We start from the raw sequence: 20584 nt of genomic DNA, 5'->3' as shown, positions 1-20584 counted from the left end.
GCGTTGCGGATCGGCGAGCTGATGGGAAGGGTTTGTTCACGGATTTCGACGATCTTCACGGGGAGTCTCCTTGGGAAAAGTCGCATGCGGCGGATGCGATCGTGTGTCGGGATGGCTGTAGGTTAATCCGTGGAAGGCGGCCTATAATTCTCCGGAATTCAATTGTGAAGTGACTCAAGGTGAAGAACGAACCGACCTCGGACATGCAGTTTTTCGTGCTGGTCGCCCGGCACGGCAGCCTCGCCGCCGCCGCCCGGGCGGTCGACCTGACGCCACCGGCGGCAACGAAACGCCTTGCGGCGCTCGAAAGCCGGCTGGGCGTGCGGCTGCTGAACCGGACCACGCGCAGCCTCAGCCTGACGAGCGAGGGCGAAACCTATCTGCAGCACGCGACACGGATCCTGGCCGAGATCAAGGAAATGGAGGACGTGGTCTCGCAAGGACGCGCCACCCCGCGTGGCTTGCTGCGCGTGAATGCGACCCTGGGTTTCGGCCGCACCACGATCGCGCCGCTGGTTTCCGCCTTCGCCCTGCGCTATCCGGAAGTCGAGCTCCAGATGGAAGTGACCGACAGGCCCATCGACCTGGTCGAGAGCGGCTTCGACCTGGCGATCCGGTTCGGGACGCTGCCCGACAAGCGGCTGAATGCACGCCGCATCATGTCGAACCGGCGCTTCCTGTGCGCCTCGCCCACCTACCTCGAACGCCATGGCGTCCCGGCCAGCCTGGCCGATCTCGCCAGGCACCGTTGCATCATCCACCGCCAGAACGATGACGCCTACGGCATCTGGCGCTTCCTGCACCAGGACGATACCGAAGTCGTCAAGGTGCACGGCATGTTGTCGAGTAACGATGGCGACATCGTGCTGGGATGGGCGCTGGACGGCCACGGCATCCTGGTCAGGTCGGAATGGGACCTGGCCAAGTACCTCGACAGCGGCAGGCTGAGAATCGTGCTGCCCGAGTTCATCCTGCCCGCGGCCGACCTGTACGTGTACTACCCCAGCCAGCGCAACCAGACGATACGCGCGCGCGCCTTCATCGATTTCCTCGTCGAGCACTTCCAGGCCCCGCAAGCGCGCCCGCTGGCCGCGACTTAGCGGCACAATAGCCGGCATCATGGACGAGCACATGGAACCTCGCCTGCGTCACCCATGGCGCCGCCATGGTGTTCCCTGGCGAAAGCTTCGAGCCGAAGTCCGTGCTCGACACGGTGCAGGCCGAACGCTGCACCGGGCTGCACGGCGTACCGACGATGTTCATCGCCTTGCTCGACCATCCCGATTTCGCCGGCTACGACCTGTCGACGCTCCGCACGGGCATCATGGCCGGCTCGCCCTGCCCTGCCGAAGTCATGAGCCGGGTCATCGGCCGGATGCACCTCGCCGAGATCACCATCGCCTACGGCATGACCGAAACCTCGCCGGTGAGCTTCCAGAGCTCGGTGGACGATCCGGTGGCACTGCGGGTCTCGACGATCGGGCGCGTCCATCCGCACCTGGAAGTCAAGATCGTCGACGCGGACGGCCGGATCGTCCCGCGCGGCGTCAAGGGCGAACTGCTCACCCGCGGCTACTCGGTCATGCTGGGATACTGGGGCGACGAAGAGAAAACCCGCGAAACGATCGATCGCGCGCGCTGGATGCATACCGGCGACCTGGCGGTCATCGACGAGCAGGGCTTCGCCGCCATCGTCGGCCGCGCCCAGGACATGGTGATTCGCGGCGGCGAAAACATCTATCCGCGCGAGGTCGAGGAATTCCTGTACCGGCATCCGAAAGTGCTCGACGTCCAGTGCGTCGGCGTTCCCGACCATAAATACGGAGAGGAACTGTGTGCCTGCATCGTCCTGCGGCCGGGGACGACGGCGAGCGAGGACGAGATCCGCGACTTCTGCAAGGGACAGATCGCCCACTACAAGGTCCCGCGCTATATCCGTTTCGTACCGGGCTTCCCCATGACGGTCACGGGAAAAATCCAGAAGTACCTGCTGCGCCAGCAAGTGTCGACGGAGCTCGGCCTCGGATAAATCCTTGCGTGCTCCCTGATCGCCCGGCAGCGCACATGCGAAAAAAACCGTCCTGCATGTCGAAATGCGCACGCCCGGTTCGTCGTAGCATCAGAGGATCGTCCTCTGCCACGTCCACACAAGGAAATCGATCATGCCTGCCAATACCGTCGAATTGCACCGCGTTTTCACATCCACGCCTGAGCGTGTGTTTCGCGCATTCATCACGCCAGGCGCCCTCGCCAAATGGCTGCCGCCACATGGATTCATCGGCACCGTCCATGAGATGGACGGCCGGGTCGGCGGGCGGTACAAGATGTCGTTCACTAATTTCACCACGGAACACAGCCATGCATTCGGCGGCGAATACCTGGAGCTGGAACCGGGCAAGCGCCTGCGCTACACGGCCGAGTTCGACGACCCGCAGTTGCCCGGCAAGATGCAGACCACGGTGACCTTGCGCGAGGTGTTCTGCGGGGTCGAGGTCCACATCAGGCAGGAAGGCATTCCTGCCGCCATCCCGGCCGAAGCCTGCTACCTCGGCTGGCAGGAGTCGCTCGAGCTGCTGGCGAAACTGGTCGAGGCGGAGGTCAAGGAGTAGACCGGTGCCGCCGCCGGGCTCGGCGAACTTCGCGCCAGGCCCGGCATCTCGGCTGAATGTTCTCTTGCCTGGTAGACATAGTACGGATCAGTCAGTAGACTCGATCGACCGGTCACGCGCTGATCGAAGTCCAATCACAGCAAGGGGAAAACGGATGCATCCAACGATGAGAAACATTCTGGCCATGGTTGCCGGCCTCGCCATTGGCAGCGCCGTGAATGGGACCCTCATCAGCATGAGTGCAAGTGCCATCCCGCCACCGGCCGGCGCCGACGTGACCACGATGGAGGGATTGAAGGCGTCGATGCACCTGTTCGAACCGAAACACTTCATTTTCCCCTTCCTTGCACACGCGCTCGGCACCCTCGTCGGCGCCGCCGTCGCAGCCCGCATCGCGGCCGGCAAACAGCGCCACTTCGCGCTGGCGATCGGCCTGGCCTTCCTGGCCGGAGGGGTAGCAAGTGTGCTCATGCTGCCCGCGCCGCTGTGGTTCGATGCCCTGGACCTGGTCGGTGCATATATTCCCATGGCATGGATTGGCTGGAAATTTGCCACCCATAAGGTGCATCGCCGGGTCGTGGCCTGATGCCCTTTTATCGATTGCGGTATGCTATTTCTTTCTAACAAACATCGTCGCCATGCTGTCGCCTGAACAATTCTTCGGCTTCCTCGCCGCCGCCGTCCTGATCACCCTGTCTCCCGGCCCCGACAACCTGATGGTGCTGAGCATTGGCGTCGCCAAGGGCCGCATCCGCGGCATGGCCTTCGGCCTGGGCTGCGCGCTGGGCTGCCTCACCCATACCCTGCTGGCCGTGATCGGCGTCAGCGCCCTGATCGCCTCCTCGCCGACCGCCTTCAACGCCCTCAAGATCGCCGGCGGCCTGTACCTGATCTGGATGGGCGCGCAAGCCATCCGCAGCCGCGGCGGCGCCCGGGTCGGCGGCGCGGGGCTGCCAGAAGAGTCGAGCGGCAGGCTGTTCGTGAAGGGCCTGGTCGCGAACGCGATCAACCCGAAGGTGGTGCTGTTCTTCCTGTCCTTCCTGCCGCAGTTCGTGATCGCCGCGCGCGGCGACGCCAACTGGCAGACGGCCGCGCTGGGCGTGACCTTCACCCTGCAGGCCGCCGTACTGTTCGGCCTGCTGGGCTATTTCTCGGGCTCGGTCGGCCAGTGGCTGAACCGCACGCCGACCGCCAGCGCCTGGCTGGACCGGATCGCCGGCGCGATCTTCATCGGCCTCGGCCTGCGCCTGATCGTCGCGCGTTAGCCTTCAGCCCGGTTCGCGGATCGGGCAGCGGTTGAACTCCGAACGCAGCTGGCGCGATACCGCCATCACTTCCTTGCGCGCACGGTTGACCGCGCCCAGCGGCCGGTGCGCGTCGAGGCAATTCCAGGGATCGAACGCGGTCTCGTCCTCGAGGCGCGGCGAGGTCGCCGGATCCCAGCCCGCCTGGGCCGGCACGCTCAGGCGCGCTACCGCCACGAAAGGGCTCAGGTCCTGCGGCCACTCGACCGAGGCATCCTCGATCGGCATCTTCTCCGTATCCACGCACAGCTGCACGCGCAACTCCCACTCCCCGCCCTGCCCCGCGAAATGCGCGCCGATCGCCGCGCGCTGGGCGTCGTCGTCGTTCGGCAGCCCCGCCCCATCGAGCGCATGCAGGGCCGGCGACACGGCCGCCAGCGACAGCTTCGCCATGTAGCGCCCGTACAGGAAAGGTGTCTGGGTGAAGTAGGTTTCGCCGAGCGGATGGCGCTGCGGCTCGCCGCCCATGCCCTTCAACTTCCCGCTCTCGCCCCCCAGGGCCTCGAGCGCCGCTTCCGCCGTGCGCATCACGGTGGAGATGACCGTCTTGCCGGCCGGGGAACGGTTGGTGGTCGCGGCCAGCAGCTTCACGTCCGCCAGGAAGCCCTGCGGACCGGGGCGCGCAAAGGCCGGGCCGTTCACCATCAGGAAGTCCTGCGACTGCCCTCCCTTGCCGGGGTCGAGCCGTTCGCCGGGCACCTTCAGGATCTTGAGCGCGACCGCGCGCGGGGTCGAGACGCTGTCCGGCAGCTGCTCGGCCGGCGGCGACGACCAGCGCAACAGCACGTCATAGGCGCCCGGCGTGGCGAACAGCCCTTGTGCGTACGCCTCGGGCAGGCCGTCGGCAATGGTGAGCGCGCCGCGCAGCAGCGCGTGCCCCTTGGCGTGCACCGCGCGGTGGGCATGGCCTTCGGCCGCGGCGACCTGGTTGGCCATCCCGGCAAACACGTTCTGGAGGGAGTAAATCGCCTCGGCCTCGTCGATGCCGATCTGTTCGTGGCCGGGCTGGTAGGGAATCGGGGTGATGCTGGCGCTGGTTTGGCTCATCGGTGGCTCCATCGGTCGGGCATCCACTCTAGCCGAGAACCACGCGCGGCGACGTACGCCAGCGGCCGGCGCGCGGGGATGCGCGCCGGCCGTGTCGACTACAGGGTGATGGCGACCTTCGCGGCCTGCTGCCTGCGGGCCGGGACGGCGACTTCGAGCAGCTTGTGGCGCGCGTTCCAGCTGGAGGCCACGGCGCGCCCGTCGACGCTGACCGAGCGCGGTTTCGCGTGCAGGTTGTGGATCTTCAGGCTGAAGCCGCGCTCGGCGGGGGCCTGCTGCTTGCCGGTCTCGGTCTCGAAGCCGATCTCCAGGCGGCCGGCGGAGTACTTGCTGGCGAAGCGCACGATCTCGTACTTGCCCGCTTCGTAGGCGCCGGCGGTCTCGCCGTCGTCGTCGTACAGCTTGCCGTTCGAGGAAGCCACCGAGGCGTCGTGGTAGTAATGCAGGTCGAGCTGGCGTCCCGTATAGTCGCGCGTGGTCTGCACCACCTTCGCCATCGGCACGAAGGCGCCGGCGCGCACGTAGACCGGGATATGCGCGTCTTCCGGCTTCACCACTTCCAGCACCCCGCCGCGGTGGGCGGCGCCGGTATGGAAGTCGAACCAGACGCTGCCCTCTTTCGGGAAGTAGACCTCCTGGCGCGTCGCGCCCGGCTGGACCACCGGCGCGACCAGGAAGTCCGGGCCCCACAGGTAGGTGCCGGAGCGCTCGAACGGCTTGTCGGCATCGGTCTCGACGAACATCAGCGGCCGCATCAGCGGCATGCCGGTCCGGCTGTTGTCGAAACCGATCGTGTAGTTATACGGCAGCATGGCGTAGCGCAGCCAGACCGCCTCGCGCGCCAGCACCTTGGTGCGTTCGCTGCGGAATACCGGCTCGGCCGGCACCGCCTCCTGCGCGTGCGGACGGAACACCGGCTGGAACACGCCGTACTGCAGCCAGCGCACATACAGCTCGTCGTCCAGCACCGGACCGGCGAAGCCGCCCAGGTCGGAGTGCATGTAGGCCAGGCCCTGCATGCCCATCTGGAGCGAGATCTCCATCTGCGACTGCAGGCCGCCCCAGCTGCGGCTGACGTCGCCGGACCAGGGGATCATGCCGAAGCGCTGCGAACCCGAGTAACCGGCGCGCATCAGGATGAACGGGCGCTCGTTCGGGAAGTCTTTTCGATAGCCTTCGGCGATCAGGCGCGCCCAGTCGTGGCCGTAGATGTTGTGCACCTGGTCGGCCGTGCCGGCGCCGTGCAGCAGCGCGGACGGATGCATCTCGGGCTCGCCCAGGTCGCCCCACCAGCCGCCCACGCCGCCCTGCTTCAGGTTCTTGTAGATGTTCCAGAGCCAGTCGCGCCCTTCCGGCTTGTACAGGTCGATCAGGCCGGTGTTCCCGAAATAGAAATCGTAGGTGTAGGGCTTGCCCGCCTTGTCCGTGGCGAGCACCTTGCGGTCGACCGCTTCCTGCCAGCGTTTCGAGGTGGTCAGGACAAATGGTTCGCTGATGACGATGGTCTTCACGCCTTTCTTGGTGAAGTCGGCCATCATCCGCTCGGCGTTCGGGAAGGTGTCGCGGTCCCAGTCGAGGTTGCCCATCGTGCCCTTGACCTCCTTGCCGAACCAGTACAGGTCGAGCACGACGGCGTCGAGCGGGATCTTCTCGTCGATGAACCTGTCGACCACGGCGCGGGTCTCGGCCTCGCTCCTGTAGCCGAAGCGGCTGGCGAAGTTGCCGAAGGCCCAGCGCGGCGGCAGCGGCTGGCGTCCGGTCAGGCCGGTGTAGCCTTCCATGACCTCGTCCCAGCTGTCGCCGGCGACCACCTGGTAGGTCTTGCGCCCGCCGATCACTTCATAGCGCAGGGTGCCGTCCTTGCGGCTGTCGAAATCGAGCCAGCCGGTCTGCGGATTGTCGAAGTGGATCGCGTACTTCTTCGACGACAGCGCCACCGGGATCGTGTAGTTCAGCAGTTCCGAGCGGTCGCCGTAGCCGTAGTGGGCCTTGTTGTACAGCTGGAAGCGGTGGCCGCGCCGGTTCATGCCGACCGCGCGCGCCCCGGCGCCGTACAGCGCCTCGCCATCCTCGAGCGCGAACTCGATCGCTTCCCCGTCCTTGCTCCGGCCATAGCCGCGCTTCTCGGCCACCAGCGGCTTGCCCTTGTAGGCATAGCTGATCCGGAACGGGCGCTTGTCGACGGTGACGCTGATGCCCGGGGTGGCGAAGGTGACGCGGCCGCCCTCGTCCTTCAGGGTGGCCGGCACATCGACAGGCGCCAGGATCACGGCGTGCGAAGCGGGATCGAAGCGCTCGCCGTTCGGGATGAAGCTGGTCTCGACCACGTTGGCCGAGTAAGGCTTGATCAGGTAGCGGCCGTCGCTGGTGGCGATTTCCAGCGTGTTCTGGTTGCGCGTCACGCTGTGCAGCTGGCGGTCGGCGTTCTGGGCGACGGCGAGCGGGCTGGCGGCCAGGCACAGCGCCAGGCGGGCGATCGTTGCTTTTGTCATGTGGTGGTAGTCGTTGTTGTGAGACAGCCAAGAGCATGACAGAATTCCGCCCGCCAAGACAGGGGGAGCTGAACAGGACACGCCACCCGGCGTGTCCTGCATCGATCGCCTTAATTGCTGCCGAGGGTCAGCTGCATCAGGCGTCCCTGCTGGTCTTCGTTCTCGTTGATGGTGAACAGGATGCGGCCCTGCGGGTCTTCGGCGATCGAGGTCACGATGCCCGCCTTGAAGTCGCCGGTCTGCGGCTTGTCGTAGGCCGGCAGCAGCTTCGACACATCGGTCCAGGTGGCGCCGCCATCCTTCGACCAGGCCATGTAGGGGCGGTGGTTCTTCTTGTCGAAGCCGCCGATGACCATGGTGTCCGGCTTGCCGTTCAGCGCGATCAGGGAGCCGATGTACGGGTAGGCGAGGTTCTCGCTGAGCGGATGCTGGATCACGAAGGTGAAGCTGCGGCCGTTGTCCTCGCTGCGCAGCAGTCCGCCCTCGACGCCGACGAACACGCGCTGGGTATTGGGGATCGCGGTGATGAACTGGATGTTGCGGTTCTCCAGCTCCGGCATGGTCAGCGGCAGCGGCTCCGCCGAGGCCAGCGCCGCGCCGTCCGCGTTCAGCTGGTAAGCCTCGATGAAGGCGTCGTCCAGCGGGCACTCGCCGCCCACCAGCACGCGGTCGCCCACGAACTCGAACTTGGTATGGGTGCACACCATCGAGGCGAGGTCGCCGCGCATGGCTTTCCAGGTCGCGCCCTGGTCCCCCGAGCTCAGCAGGTTGACGCCGGCGCCGGCATTGCTGTACAGGCGATTGCCCCTGGCCTTGATGTCCTGCATCGAGAGCGTCTCGCAGAAGTACTGGTTGCAGAAGCGCAGGCCCGCGTCGCGCGCCACGAAGGCGCTGGCCTGCGGCGCCAGGATGCAGGTCGAATGCTCCTGCGCGGCCGGCTCGGGGCGCTCGGCCCACGGCTGCATCATCCACAGGGTGTCGCCGACCATCTTCAGTTTCGGGGCGCGCACGATATAGTCGCCGACCGGGCCGAGCGCGCAGCCGCCCTGCGCCACCGGGGTCCAGGTCGAGGCCGCCGCCAGCGGCAGCGTGGCCTTCATGATGGCCGAGCCTTCGGTGGCGCTGTTGCTGTAGGAGACATAGGCGCTGCCGGCGTTGAACACCACGCTCTCCATGCCGCGCGCAGTGCTCGACAACAGGTCGACGCGGGTGACGACGGGAGGCTCGACGACCGGGGGCGGAGGCGTGCTGCTGCCCTTGCCGCCGCCGAGATTGCGGTCAGGGCTGCTGTCCGAGCCGCCGCAGGCGGACAACAGGAGTGCGCAGGCGCCAGCCGCCAGCGTGCGCCAGGTGAAGTGTTGGATCATGCGATTCCCCGTAAGTTGGCAACGGCGCGTGTGCTCCGTGTGCAAATTGATAAGATTTCGGGGAATTCTAGAGGTGAGCGGCTTTCCGTTTTACGCTGAATTGTCGGCAGAATGTCACGAATCTGTAAGTACGCCGCCCTGCGCCACCGGCATCCAGGCGGCGCTGGCGGCGGGCTGCCGGCGGAGGCGCCGGACGCTTCAGCGCAGGTAGGGCACCAGGTTGCCGGCCACGCGCGCGGCCTCGGCATCGGTGAGCGGCAGGCGGCGGAACGCGGCCCACAGCGCCGGCGTGCGCAGGTCGTTGCCGACCGTGGCATCGGAACCGTAGAGCACCCGCTCCATGCCGACCTGGCGCAGGCGCCGCACCAGCTTGCGCGCATCGGCCGGGGACATGTCCGGCTGCGCGACCGAGGCGACGTCGAACCAGACCTGGCGCATGCGCGGATCGCGGCGCGCCGCGGCCTCGGCCAGCACCGCCATGGCCGCATGCGACTGCGGATCGCCGTAGCCCGGACCGGTGCCGGCCAGGTGGGCCACCTGCACCGGCACGTCCTGCGCATACGGCAGCACCTGTTCCAGCAGCACCCGGGCCTGCTCGGCGCCATACGGGCGCCCCCGCGCCATCGAGGCGCGCAGGTGGACCACGACCGCCATCCCGCGCGCATTCGCGGCGCGGAACACCTGGCGCAGGCGGAACACATGGGCCGGATCGTCGAGCTGGACGTCGGAATTTCCGAAATGCAATTTGATGCCGCGCCCGAATTCCGGGCTGGTGGCGCAGCGCGCCAGCTCCAGCAAGGCATACGGCTTGAGCGGATTGAAGCTGCACAGCGCCACCAGCCGCTCCGGATAGCGGGCGGCCTGGGCGGCGGCCCAGTCGTTCTCGGCGCGCACGCGCTCGTACTCGTCGTCGACATGGCGCGCCGGGTCGCCATAGACATAGGCGCTGGAGAGCAGCGCCGCGCGCGCGATGCCGGCGGCGTCGAGGTCGGCGACCAGCTGGTCGACGGTGATCGGGTGCGGCGCGGACGATGCCCCCAGCCACGCGGACGCTGCTGGACTGAACAGGTGCTGGTGGTGGTCGGCCAGCGGGGCCGGCTGCCCGGCGGCGCCGGGGGCGGCCGGCGCCGATCCGGCGCCCAGCGCCAGCGCGGCGCACAACATGGCGGGAAATCGCCTCATGCATACCTCAGGAAAAGAAACAGCGACAGGGCAGCTCAGCGCATGCCGACAGCCATGTTAGCGCAATGCCACCATGGCCTGTCAAGGTTGCGTGATCCAGGCAGAGCGCGTAGCATCGGCAGATTGCTGCCAGGATACCCCTGCAGCTACAACACTTTGGGAGACGTATGGATAGGCATACTCCGCCGGCGGTCGGGCAAACCCGGTCGTTCCTCACCGTGGCTCTGATCGAGCTGTGGGAGCGCTTTGGCTACTACGGCATGCAGGCGCTGATCGTGTATTTCATGGTGCAGCGACTCGGTTTCGAGGACAGCCGCGCCAACCTGGTCTGGGGCGCGGCCGCGGCCCTGATCTACGTCGCGCCGGCCATCGGCGGCTGGATCGGCGACAAGGTGCTCGGCACCCGCCGCTGCATGATCTTCGGGGCCCTGGTGCTCACCCTCGGCTACGCGCTGATGTCGGTCCCAACCACCAACACCTGGTTCACCTTCTCGGCCCTGGGCGTGATCGTGGTCGGCAACGGCCTGTTCAAGCCCAACACCGCCAACCTGGTGCGCAAGATCTACGAGGGCGACGATTCCAAGATCGACAGCGCCTTCACCATCTACTACATGGCGGTCAACGTCGGCTCGACGATCTCGATGCTGGCCACGCCGTGGATCAAGGACGCCGTCAACGCCAGCTATGGCAATGAGCTCGGCTGGCACATGGCCTTCGCCGTGTGCAGCGTCGGCCTGATGGTCGGCATCCTGACCGTCACCGTGCTGCGCGCCACCGTCGCCCACATCGGTTCGCCGCCGGACTCCCATCCCGTGCACAAGGGCAAGCTGATGGCCGTGCTGGCCGGCGCCGTGGTCGCGGTCGCCGCTTCCGCCGTGATCCTCGAATACCAGGCGCTGGCGCGCGCCTTCGTCTACGTGGCCGGCCTGGTGGTGCTGGGCATCTTCATCCACCTGATCCGCAACAGCCAGCCGAGCGAACGCGCCGGCCTGGTGGCGGCCCTGGTGCTGACCCTGCAGACCGTGTTCTTCTTCATCTTCTACCAGCAGATGTCGACCTCGCTGTCGCTGTTCGCGCTGCGTAACGTCGACCTCGAGTTCACCGTCCTCGGCGCCCACCTGTGGACCTGGGCGCCGGCCCAGTTCCAGGCGCTGAACGCGATCTGGATCATGGTGCTGAGCCCGGTCCTGGCCCTGGTCTACACGCGCGCCGGCAGCAGCGGCAAGGACCTCTCGATCGCCGGCAAGTTCGCACTCGGCTTCGCGGTGGTGGCGGCCGGCTTCTTCACCTACGGCGTGGCCGGGCAGTTCGCGGTGAATGGTCTGACCTCGTCGTGGATCATGATCGCGGGCTATGGCCTGTACTCGCTGGGCGAGCTGCTGGTGAGCGGCCTGGGCCTGGCGATGATCGCCCGCTACGTGCCGGCGCGCATGGGCGGCTTCATGATGGGCGCCTATTTCGTGGCGGTCGGCATCTCGCAGTACCTGGGCGGCGTGGTGGCCAACCTGGCCAGCGTGCCGAAGGGGATGGTCGATCCGCTGCAGACCCTGCCGGTCTACACCAGCCTGTTCAACAAGCTGGGCCTGGCGGCGATCGCCTGCACCCTGATCGCGCTGGCCGCGCTGCCGCTGATGCGTCGCCTGACCGCGACCCACCACGCGCACCAGTAAGTCGAAGCGGGCGGCCGCGTGCCGCCCGCGATCTTGTAAGATGGACGGATTCGACACTTGACTCCGTCCAGCATGAGCTTCAATACTCCCCCTACCGAACTCCAGGCCGCGCGCGCCCTCCAGGTCGCACAGCGCGTGCACGCCATCGAACCCTTCCGCGTCATGGAGATGGTCAAGGCGGCCGGCGAACTGAAACGCGCCGGCGCCGACGTCATCAGCATGAGCGTGGGCGAACCGGACTTCACCGCGCCCGAGGTGGTCGCGGCGGCCGCCATGGAAGCGATCCGCGGCGGCATCACCCAGTACACCGATTCGCTCGGCCTGCACGAGCTGCGCGACGCCATCGCCGGCCACTATGCGGCGGTGCACGGCCTGGCCATCGACCCGCGCCGCATCGTGGTCACGGCGGGCGCCTCGGCCGGCCTGCTGCTGGCCTGCGCGGCCCTGGTCGCGGACGGCGACGAAGTCCTGATGCCCGATCCCTGCTATCCGTGCAACCGCCATTTCGTGTCGGCCTTCGGCGGCAAGCCGGTGCTGGTGCCCTCCCCGGCCGAGGACCGCTACCAGCTGAGCGCGGCCCACGTGGCCGAACGCTGGAGCGAGCGCACCCGCGGCGTGCTGGTGGCCTCGCCCTCGAACCCGACCGGCACCTCGATGACGCCGCAGCAGCTGCAGGGCATGCTGGCCGCGGTCAGGGCGCGCGGCGGCTTCGCCATCGTCGACGAGATCTACCAGGGCCTGTCCTACGACCATGCGCCGGTCAGCGCGCTGGCGCTGGACGACCAGGTCATCACGGTGAACAGCTTCTCCAAGTACTTCAACATGACCGGCTGGCGCCTCGGCTGGCTGGTGGTGCCCGAGGAGCTGGTGCCGGTGTTCGAGAAGCTGGCCCAGAACCTGTTCATCTGCGCGCCGACCGTGGCCCAGCATGCCGCCCTGGCCTGTTTCACGCCGGAGGCGCTGGCCATCTTCGAAGAGCGCCGGCGCGAGTTCCAGCGCCGCCGCGACTACCTGGTGCCGGTCCTGCGCGAACTCGGCTTCCAGGTGCCGGTGATGCCGGACGGCGCCTTCTACGTGTACGCCGACATCTCGCAGGTAGCCCATCGGCTGCAGGCCGACAGCGCCGCCTTCAGCATGGCGGTGCTGCGCGATACCCATGTGGCGATCGTGCCGGGCGACGACTTCGGATTCGCGGCGCCGGCGCGCCACGTGCGCTTTTCGTATGCGACCAGGTACGAGCGTATCGAGGAGGCGATGGCGCGGCTGGAACGGCTGTTCGCGCGCGGCTAGCCAAGCAGGTTGCGGCGCTGAGAAACTTGGGCTTCCGCCTGCGCGGAAGCGACGTGCACAGGTCGCGGACCCGGCGTACTAGCGGGCCGGCGACGCGGTCCCGACCGCTTCCACCAGGGCCGCCGGCCCGACCGGCTTGACCAGGTAGCGGTCGAAGCCGGCCGCGAAGGCGCGCTCGCGGTCGCTGGCCTGCCCGTAGCCGGACAGCGCCACCGCCAGCGGCGCGGCGCCCGCCGCCCGCAGGCTCGCGATCAGCTCGAACCCGTCCATGCCGGGCAGGCCGATGTCGCACACGATCGCGTCGAAAGGCCGGGCCAGCGCCATCTGCAGCCCCGTCGGGCCGTCGGTCGCCACCTCGACCTGGTGGCCTTCGAATTCGAGCAGCATCCTGAGCACCTCGCAGGCGTCCGGATTGTCTTCCACTACCAGCACCCGGCGTGCGCTCTTGGTCGCGACGCGCTCATCCTGCACGGGCCCGTCCGGCACCCTGGCGCGCGACAAGGGCAGGCGCACCGTGAAGGTACTGCCGCGGCCCGGTCCCGCGCTGGCCGCGGTCACGCTGCCGCCATGCATGGTCACGAGATTGCGCACCACGTTCAGCCCGATCCCGAGCCCGCCCTCCGAGCGCGCCAGCGAACGGGGACCCTGGGCGAACAGGTCGAACACGTGGATGATGGTCGCGGGCGCCATCCCGGAGCCGTTGTCGGAAATCGCGACCGCAATCTCGTCGCCGCCGCGCACCTCGACCCTGATGCGGCCGCCATCCTGGGTGTATTTCGAGGCATTGCTCAGCAGGTTGGTGAACACCTGGGTCAGGCGCACCGGGTCGCCGTCCACCGTGACCGGCGTGGGCGGCAGGCGCAGTTCCAGGTGCTGTTCGCGCTCGCGGATCTTCGGCTGGGTGGTCTCGAGCGCCTGGTCGATGACGCCCTTGAGGTCGAGCGGACGGGTCGCCAGCGTGATCTTCCCACTGCTGAGCCTGGCGGCGTCGAGCAGGTCGTCCAGCAGGTGGGCCATGTGGTCGACCTGGCGCTGGATCACCTGGGTCAGGCGGCTGGTCTGGCCATCGGGGTCCGCGGAACGGTCGAGCATGTTGGCCGACATGCTGATCGGCACCAGCGGATTGCGCAGTTCGTGGGCCAGCATGGCCAGGAATTCGTTCTGGCGCCGATTGGTTTCCTCGGCGTCCTCGCGCGAGGCCTGGGCATTGATGGCGGCGAGCACCAGGTTTTCGTTCGCTTCGCGCAACTGGTCGACCAGGCAGTCCAATGTGCGCTTTTCCTCGGATTCCCTGCGTAGTACGGCCACCTCGTCCTCGAGGGCCGCGATGCGGCGCAACAGCATCTGGTCGAGCGCCTGGCCGGTCACGCTTTCTCCTTCGTCATGCGACGCACGCTGCAGCGAGTTACCCTGGTCGGCCTGGAACGTGCTCATGGCTTCCTCAGTAGCGTGGGCCGCGGGCCGACGGCACCCCGTGCAGCACGCCTTCGTATTCGGTGCGGTCGGGACGGATCTCGAAGCCGGCATCGGTGATCTCGTATTCGCGCAGGTCGGCGCTATGGGCCGAACCGCGCACCTTGACCACGGATAGGAATTTCCGCAGCCGTCCTTCGTTCTCGCCGTAGCGCATGACGATGATCGCATCTGTCAGGTAGGCGATTTCCGCCTGGCTGATCTGCAGCTGGGTGTACTGGTCGTCCAGCCCCATGGTCACCATGACCGTCACCCCGCGCCTGGCGAGCGAGGCCATCATCCTGAACACGACCGTACGCAGTTGCGCCCGGCCTTCCGGCGCCAAATACAGGGTCAGTTCGGACAGCGAGTCGACCAGTACGCGCTGGGCGCCGGTACGGTCGATCGCTTCGTCCAGTTCGTCGAGCAGCACGTCGATGGTCAGGTCGATCATGCGGCTCTCGACGACGGCCACGTCGCCGGCCTGCACCAGCTCGGCCAGTTCCGCGTTGCGCAGGCGCGAAGCCCCCTTCTCGAACGACATCACCACGCCCTTCTCGCCCAGGCGCGCTCCTTCCTGCAGGAAGCGGGTGCCGAGGATGGTCTTGCCGCAGCCGCTGGGCCCGGACACCAGGACCGAGTGCCCCTGCGGGATGCCGCCATTGAGCATCAGGTCGAGGTCGGGAACGCCGGACGGAACGCGGCGCGGATCGCGGTCGACCGGTCGCCCCGACCGGTGGTCGTCCGCCAGCGGCGGCAGCATGCGCGGATAGACGCGGATGCCGTCGTCCGTGATGCGGAAGGTGTGCGAGCCGCCCATGTGGGCCTGGCCGCGCATCTTGATCACGCGCAGCTTGCGCACCACCGTGCTGTCTTCGTGCACCTGGGACAGCGCGATCATGCCGTCCGCGACCGTCATGATGGGATTGGCCTCGGTCTCGCTGTGCGCGTATTCGCCGATCAGGAAGGTGGTGGCCTGCCAGCTGGTCATGCGCGTGCCCAGCTCCTGGACGAAGTGCTGGAGATCGGCGACGCCTTCGTTGCCGCTGCGCGCGGTCTGTGCGACCGAGCGGAAGGAGTCGACGAACACCAGGCTGGGAGAAAAACCTTCGACCTCCTTCATCATTCGTTCCAGCACGCCGTCAAAATCGCCGGCGCGCAGGTCGTCGGCCAAATTGACGTAGCGGATCGCGGGACCGACCTTGTCCATCTCGAAGAAGCCGTACTGCTGCTGGTAGCGCAGCATCTTGAGCGGCGGCTCGCCCAGCACGGTGAAGAACAGGGCGCGACGCTCGGGCGTCGCCAGGGAGAACATGATCTGGTGGGCGAGCGTCGTCTTGCCGCAGCCCGGCGCACCGGCGATGAGGTTGAAGGAAAACTCGGTCAACCCGCCTCCCAAGAGAACATCGAGCCCGGCCACGCCGGTGCTCAATTTTCCGAGGGTTACTTTATCGCTCATTACTTGTGCTCCTGTGGATTCTTCTGCTCATCCTCATCGAGCGCGGCCGCGTCGAGTAGACGTCGTGTCAATGCCTGGCCAATCAAGGCCGCCAGCAATTCGGACAACTTGAGGAGCAAGGCCGCATGCGCTGCCTGGGCGTGCTCCGGCGCCACGCTGGCCAGCATGCCGTCGAGGGCCTCGATCTGGGTAGCGCGGGTCTTGCACTGGGGCATGTCGGCAAGCCAGCGGAACTCCGGGCTGACCATGCGGCAGGCACGGCCGAACAGCGCACAGAAGCCGTTGTCCCCGATCAGGAACCCCAGCTGGTCGGCGAGCCGCAGCCACGACTGGATGAGATGCGCGTGTCCCTCGGGCCGTCCGGGGTCGCCCTGGGTCACCATCATATCGGCGTCGCGTGGAGTGCTGCGGTGTTGATCATCGTCGGTCCCTGCATGCCGGCGAGCGCCTTGTGGCGCGCTCGTCCGGATAAGTCTTTCACCATTATAGCTGGTCTTTGTAACATTCTTTTCGAGCTGCCAACATATTCGTGGAAAGATCAGGCGCCTGGTTCGACATTCCGGCGCCTTCAGCCGACGGCGTGCGCGCCGCGCTCGATGGCGCGCGCCTCGGCCACCATCGCCAGCAGCACGTCGGGCGCGGCCGGCTTGACCAGGTAGCGGTCGAAGCCCGCCTGGCGCGCGCGTTCGCGGTCCTCGGCCTGGCCGTAGCCGGACAGCGCGATCGTGAACGGCTGGGCGACGTCGGCGCCGCGCAGGCCGGCGATCACGCCATAGCCATCCATGCGCGGCAGGCCGATGTCGCAGATCACGACATCGAAGCGGCCGCTGCGCGCCGCCTCCAGGCCAGCCACGCCGTCCGCCGCCGTCTCGACCTCGTGGCCGGCCAGCGCCAGCAGGGTGTGGAGGGTCTCGCAGGCATCCATGTTGTCTTCGATCAGCAGGATGCGCGAAGGCCGCTCGTCCGTATCGCGCGCTGCGGCCGGCGCCTGTTCCAGGCGCGCCTCCGACAGCGGCAGGCGCACCGTGAAGGTGCTGCCCTGCCCCAATCCGGCACTGCTGGCCTCGACCGTGCCGCCATGCATGCCGACCAGGTTGCGTACCACGCTCAGGCCGACGCCCAGTCCCCCTTCGGAGCGCGCCAGCGAGCGCGGCGCCTGGGCGAACAACTCGAAGATCTGGGGCAGCATGTCGGCGGCGATGCCGACGCCGTTGTCCTCAACCCGGACCACGGCATCGTCGCCGTCACGGCTGGCGTCCAGGGCCAGGCGCCCGCCGTCGCCGGTGTACTTCGAGGCGTTGCCGAGCAAATTGGTGAAGACCTGGGTCAGGCGCACCGCGTCGCCCTCGACCACCAGCGGATCGGGCGGCAGGCGCACCTCGAGCTGCTGGCGCCGCTCGCGCACGCGCGGCCCCACCACTTCGAGCGCCTGCTCGATCGCCTCGCCCAGGGCCAGGGGCTGGACGGTCAGGCTGATCTTGCCGCTGCTGATGCGCGCGGCGTCGAGCAGGTCGTTCAGCAGGTGGGCCATGTGGTCGACCTGGCGCCGGATCACGCGCGAGACCTGGGCCAGCTGGCCGGAGTTGCCGGCCAGGCTGTCGAGCAGGCTGGCCGACATGCTCAGCGGCGCAAGCGGGTTGCGCAGTTCGTGCGCCAGCATCGCCAGGAATTCGTTCTGGCGCCGGCTGGTGGCGTCGGACGCGTCGCGCAGCGACTTGGCGCTGGCGGCCGCCTGCGCCAGCTGGGCGTTGGCCGCGCGCAGGCGCTCCACTTCCTCGTCCAGCATGTGCCGCTCTTGCGCCAGCCTGCTCATGTGCGCCAGCTCGGCCTCGAGCGCCGCCACGCGCAGGCGCAGGCCCCTTTCGGACATGCCGCCTTCGCGCAGCGGGCCGCGCTGTTCCGACCCGGGACTGCCATTGCCATAGTTCGCCATCCTTACTTCCTTGCAGCCGTACATGCCACGGACGGGCCTGCCCACGTCCACTCAGGTTTCCTTGTATCCATTCTGTCTTTTCCCCGCTAAGATGCATACTGCCGGGCAATAGTGCCCTCTCACACAGGCAAGGTGAACAATGGAAAACAAGCTGGGCGCCGTCGTCACGACGGCTTGCGTACTGCTGGGTCTTGCGATTGGACCCGCTACGGCCGCTACCCAGGCCGACGCTCGGTTAAAGACAATTTACACGAAAGAGTGGAAATGGCGCGTCTCGGAGCGCCTGGCCCGCGCCGACAACGACCGCGGCGTGCAGGCCGAACTGGCGCGCGTCGACGCGCCGGCCCAGGAGGCGCGCCGCGTCTACTGGGAGGGCATCCTGAAGGAGCTCGATGCGATCCGTCCGGCCGACCTGTCGCCCGGCGAGAAGATCAACTTCGCGGTCTACCGCGCCCAGATCGCCGCCCTGCTCGATGCCCAGCGCTTCCGCGAGTACGAGCAGCCGGTGAACGCCGACAGCGCGTTCTGGACCGACGTCGCCTACAGCGCGCGCCGTCCGTTCAAGACGCCCGAGGACTACCGCAACTACCTGCGCCAGCTCGCGGCCCTGCCCGCCTACTTCGACCAGGAACTGTCGAACATGCGCGCCGGCCTGGCGCGCGGCTTCACGCCGCCGAAGGTCACGCTGGCCGGGCGCGAGAGCACGATCGTCTCGGTGGCCCGGGCGAAGACGCCGCAGGACACCGTGTTCTACACCCCGTTCAGGGAGATGCCGGCATCGATTCCGGCGGCCGAGCAGGAAGCGCTGCGCGCCGACGGCGCGAAGGCGATCCGCGAGCATGTCCAGCCCGCCTATGGCAAGGTGCTGGCCTACTTCGTCGGCGAATACGTGCCGAAGGCGCGCACCACGCTCGCGGCCGAAGCCATGCCCGGAGGCAAGGCGTACTACCAGTCGAAGATCGTCGAGTACACCACCACCACGCTGACGGCCGAGCGGATCCACGAGATCGGCCTGGCGGAAATGGCGAAGATCCGCGCCGAGATGCACGAGACCATCAAGAAGGCGAATTTCGACGGCGACCTGCCGGCCTTCCTGCAGTTCCTGCGCACCGATCCGCGCTTCTACGCCAGGACGCCGGAGGAACTCCTGATGCGCGCGGCCTGGACCGCCAAGAAATTCGACGCCAAGGCCGACCAGTACTTCGGCTACCTGCCGCGCCGCCGCTTCGCGATCCTGCCGGTGCCGGACGACCAGGCGCCGTATTACACGGCCGGACGCGGCGGTCCGGGCAGCTACTGGGTGAACACCTACAACCTGCCGGCGCGCGCGCTGTACAGCCTGCCGGCCCTGACCCTGCACGAATCGGCGCCGGGCCATGCCTTCCAGATGCCGGTGGCGCAGGAGCAGAAAGGCGTGCCGAACTTCCGCCGCGCCTACATCTCGGCCTTCGGCGAAGGCTGGGCTCTGTATTCGGAGCGCCTGGGCACCGAGATGGGCATCTACGAGACGCCCTACGAGGTGTTCGGCATGCTCAGCTACCAGGCCTGGCGCGCCTCGCGCCTGGTGGTCGACACCGGTATCCACGCCAAGGGCTGGACCCGCGAGCAGGCCCAGGCCTACCTGATGGAGAACACCGCGCTGTCGAAGCACGAGGTGGAGACCGAGGTGGACCGCTATATCTCGTGGCCGGGACAGGCGCTGTCCTACTACCTGGGGCAGATGGCGATCCAGGAGGCGCGCAGGAAGGCAGAGAAGGCGCTGGGGGAGAAATTCGATATCCGGAATTTCCATGACACCGTGCTGCAACTGGGGTCGGTGCCCTTGCCGGTGCTGGAGCAGCGGATCGAGGCGTTCATTGCCGAGGGTGGAAAGAGTCCTTATCCGAAGGAGAGCTGAGTTCAAGCTTGTCGACGAACCTGGGGAATAATGCCATTGGCATTATTCCCGCCTGCGGAACTCAGGCATTCGGGGTCAGGTCTGTCATTCGGACATGGACGCACATTCCTTGCGAAATCTCAGAACGGTTTTAAGGATGCTGAGAATTTTTCCCTCTTTCCGACATGGTCCGTGATGTGCGGGTTTCGACGGCAAATGTGAGCCGAGCTGTGACGAGTTTGGGATAAGCAGACCAGCATTTTGAGATAGAGCAAAGGTGCTCAGTCAGTGTCCGAATGACAGACCTGACCCTGAATGCCCCTCCGCATCTTGCAACACAGTTTTCGTACAAACCAAAAGGCCGGGATGCAATGCATTCCGGCCTTTTCACTTGTTCAAAGCATTAAAAGGATTACTCGAACAGCTTGAACTTGAGCTGCACCGAGACCCCGCCATACAACCTGTCCTTATACGACGGAATGATCCCCACATTCACCCCCACCCGCTTGTACTCGTAGGTCAGGGTCGGAATCGCCGCCGGGAACCAGCCGCCGTGGCGCATGTTCGGATAGCCGTCGAAGGCCGCCAGCGCCAGCCCCACGCGCACCTGCTTGATCGCATACGGCTGCCAGATCATGCCCGCATAGTTCGACCATTGGCGGTCGCTGTTGTAGAAGCGCCCTGCGGTGGCGGCCATGGTGCCGCTGAAGCGGTACTCGAAGCCCAGGCCCTTGTTGCCGCCAGTGAGGTCCTTGTCGCTGTCGAAGTGGGCGGTGAGGAAACCCGTGTCGAGCCAGAATTCGCTCTTCGGGACAGGGTCGATCTTCGTGAAGAAATCATCGGCTGCCGCCGTGGTCGCGGTTGCGGCCAGCAGCAGCGCGGCCATCGTACTAGGAAAAACAC

Annotated in this window: 16 protein-coding genes and 1 pseudogene; 8 read left to right on the top strand and 9 right to left on the bottom strand. The window is 66.9% G+C overall.

The window, feature by feature from the left end; translation table 11 throughout:
- Positions 1-203 precede the first annotated feature (203 nt).
- The 5 genes and pseudogenes from H162_RS0104870 (at position 204) to H162_RS0104850 (ending at position 3874) form a co-directional block, all read left to right on the top strand.
- Positions 204-1100: a LysR family transcriptional regulator gene (locus H162_RS0104870; RefSeq protein ID WP_371846842.1), complete on the top strand. Its 897-nt coding sequence runs from the start codon at positions 204-206 to the stop codon at positions 1098-1100.
- A gap of 35 nt (positions 1101-1135) precedes the next feature.
- Positions 1136-2029 (top strand): annotated as a pseudogene (locus tag H162_RS30140) (AMP-binding protein); the annotation flags it as partial.
- A gap of 133 nt (positions 2030-2162) precedes the next feature.
- Positions 2163-2609 (top strand): SRPBCC family protein, encoded by a 447-nt coding sequence (locus tag H162_RS0104860; protein ID WP_020652328.1) that lies wholly within the window; start codon positions 2163-2165, stop codon positions 2607-2609.
- A 166-nt stretch (positions 2610-2775) separates the two neighbouring features.
- Positions 2776-3195, top strand: a complete 420-nt coding sequence (locus H162_RS0104855) for a hypothetical protein (RefSeq protein ID WP_211223680.1) — start codon at positions 2776-2778, stop codon at positions 3193-3195.
- Positions 3196-3247: 52 nt separating this feature from the next.
- On the top strand, positions 3248-3874 hold the full coding sequence (locus tag H162_RS0104850; protein ID WP_020652326.1) for a LysE family translocator: 627 nt from the start codon (positions 3248-3250) through the stop codon (positions 3872-3874).
- 3 nt (positions 3875-3877) lie between these two features.
- On the opposite strand, the gene H162_RS0104845 is transcribed toward H162_RS0104850, so the two are convergent.
- The 4 genes from H162_RS0104845 to H162_RS0104830 all read right to left on the bottom strand — a co-directional run bounded on the left by H162_RS0104845 (position 3878) and on the right by H162_RS0104830 (position 10001).
- Positions 3878-4960, bottom strand: a complete 1083-nt coding sequence (locus H162_RS0104845; RefSeq protein ID WP_020652325.1) for a catalase family protein — start codon at positions 4958-4960, stop codon at positions 3878-3880.
- A 98-nt stretch (positions 4961-5058) separates the two neighbouring features.
- Complete coding sequence (locus tag H162_RS0104840; RefSeq protein WP_020652324.1) at positions 5059-7452, bottom strand: glycoside hydrolase family 31 protein; 2394 nt, start codon at positions 7450-7452, stop codon at positions 5059-5061.
- A 110-nt stretch (positions 7453-7562) separates the two neighbouring features.
- The gene (locus H162_RS0104835; protein WP_020652323.1) at positions 7563-8819 is read right to left on the bottom strand and encodes a beta propeller repeat protein; all 1257 of its coding nucleotides are present in this window, start codon (positions 8817-8819) and stop codon (positions 7563-7565) included.
- Between the two features lie 198 nt (positions 8820-9017).
- On the bottom strand, positions 9018-10001 hold the full coding sequence (locus H162_RS0104830; protein WP_156885475.1) for an amidohydrolase family protein: 984 nt from the start codon (positions 9999-10001) through the stop codon (positions 9018-9020).
- A gap of 167 nt (positions 10002-10168) precedes the next feature.
- Between H162_RS0104830 and H162_RS0104825 the strand changes: the two genes are divergently transcribed.
- Both H162_RS0104825 and H162_RS0104820 read left to right on the top strand, forming a co-directional pair.
- Positions 10169-11671, top strand: coding sequence for a peptide MFS transporter (locus H162_RS0104825; protein WP_020652321.1), 1503 nt, complete (start codon positions 10169-10171; stop codon positions 11669-11671).
- Positions 11672-11743: 72 nt separating this feature from the next.
- Positions 11744-12961 carry a pyridoxal phosphate-dependent aminotransferase gene (locus H162_RS0104820; RefSeq protein WP_020652320.1) on the top strand — a complete coding sequence of 406 codons (1218 nt, stop codon included), beginning with the start codon at positions 11744-11746 and terminating at the stop codon, positions 12959-12961.
- A 78-nt stretch (positions 12962-13039) separates the two neighbouring features.
- Here the strand turns inward: H162_RS0104820 and H162_RS0104815 are convergent, their stop codons facing one another.
- The 4 genes from H162_RS0104815 to H162_RS0104800 all read right to left on the bottom strand — a co-directional run bounded on the left by H162_RS0104815 (position 13040) and on the right by H162_RS0104800 (position 17805).
- Positions 13040-14395 carry a hybrid sensor histidine kinase/response regulator gene (locus H162_RS0104815; protein WP_020652319.1) on the bottom strand — a complete coding sequence of 452 codons (1356 nt, stop codon included), beginning with the start codon at positions 14393-14395 and terminating at the stop codon, positions 13040-13042.
- A 7-nt stretch (positions 14396-14402) separates the two neighbouring features.
- Positions 14403-15872 carry an ATPase domain-containing protein gene (locus tag H162_RS0104810; RefSeq protein WP_026354231.1) on the bottom strand — a complete coding sequence of 490 codons (1470 nt, stop codon included), beginning with the start codon at positions 15870-15872 and terminating at the stop codon, positions 14403-14405.
- Positions 15872-16258 (bottom strand): hypothetical protein, encoded by a 387-nt coding sequence (locus H162_RS0104805; protein ID WP_020652317.1) that lies wholly within the window; start codon positions 16256-16258, stop codon positions 15872-15874. The genes H162_RS0104810 and H162_RS0104805 overlap by 1 nt, the downstream gene beginning before the upstream one ends.
- A gap of 182 nt (positions 16259-16440) precedes the next feature.
- Entirely contained in the window at positions 16441-17805 is a 1365-nt protein-coding gene (locus tag H162_RS0104800) for a hybrid sensor histidine kinase/response regulator (protein WP_229451938.1), read from the bottom strand.
- Positions 17806-17944: 139 nt separating this feature from the next.
- Between H162_RS0104800 and H162_RS0104795 the strand changes: the two genes are divergently transcribed.
- Positions 17945-19702, top strand: a complete 1758-nt coding sequence (locus tag H162_RS0104795) for a DUF885 domain-containing protein (RefSeq protein WP_026354230.1) — start codon at positions 17945-17947, stop codon at positions 19700-19702.
- A gap of 391 nt (positions 19703-20093) precedes the next feature.
- Here the strand turns inward: H162_RS0104795 and H162_RS0104790 are convergent, their stop codons facing one another.
- Positions 20094-20567 carry a hypothetical protein gene (locus tag H162_RS0104790; RefSeq protein WP_020652314.1) on the bottom strand — a complete coding sequence of 158 codons (474 nt, stop codon included), beginning with the start codon at positions 20565-20567 and terminating at the stop codon, positions 20094-20096.
- Positions 20568-20584: the final 17 nt, after the last annotated feature.

The sequence above is a fragment of the Massilia niastensis DSM 21313 genome (assembly GCF_000382345.1).
GTDB classification, from domain to species: domain Bacteria; phylum Pseudomonadota; class Gammaproteobacteria; order Burkholderiales; family Burkholderiaceae_D; genus Telluria; species Telluria niastensis.
The sequence above is the reverse complement of the archived record's forward strand: the minus strand, read 5'-3'. Positions and strand labels throughout refer to the sequence as shown.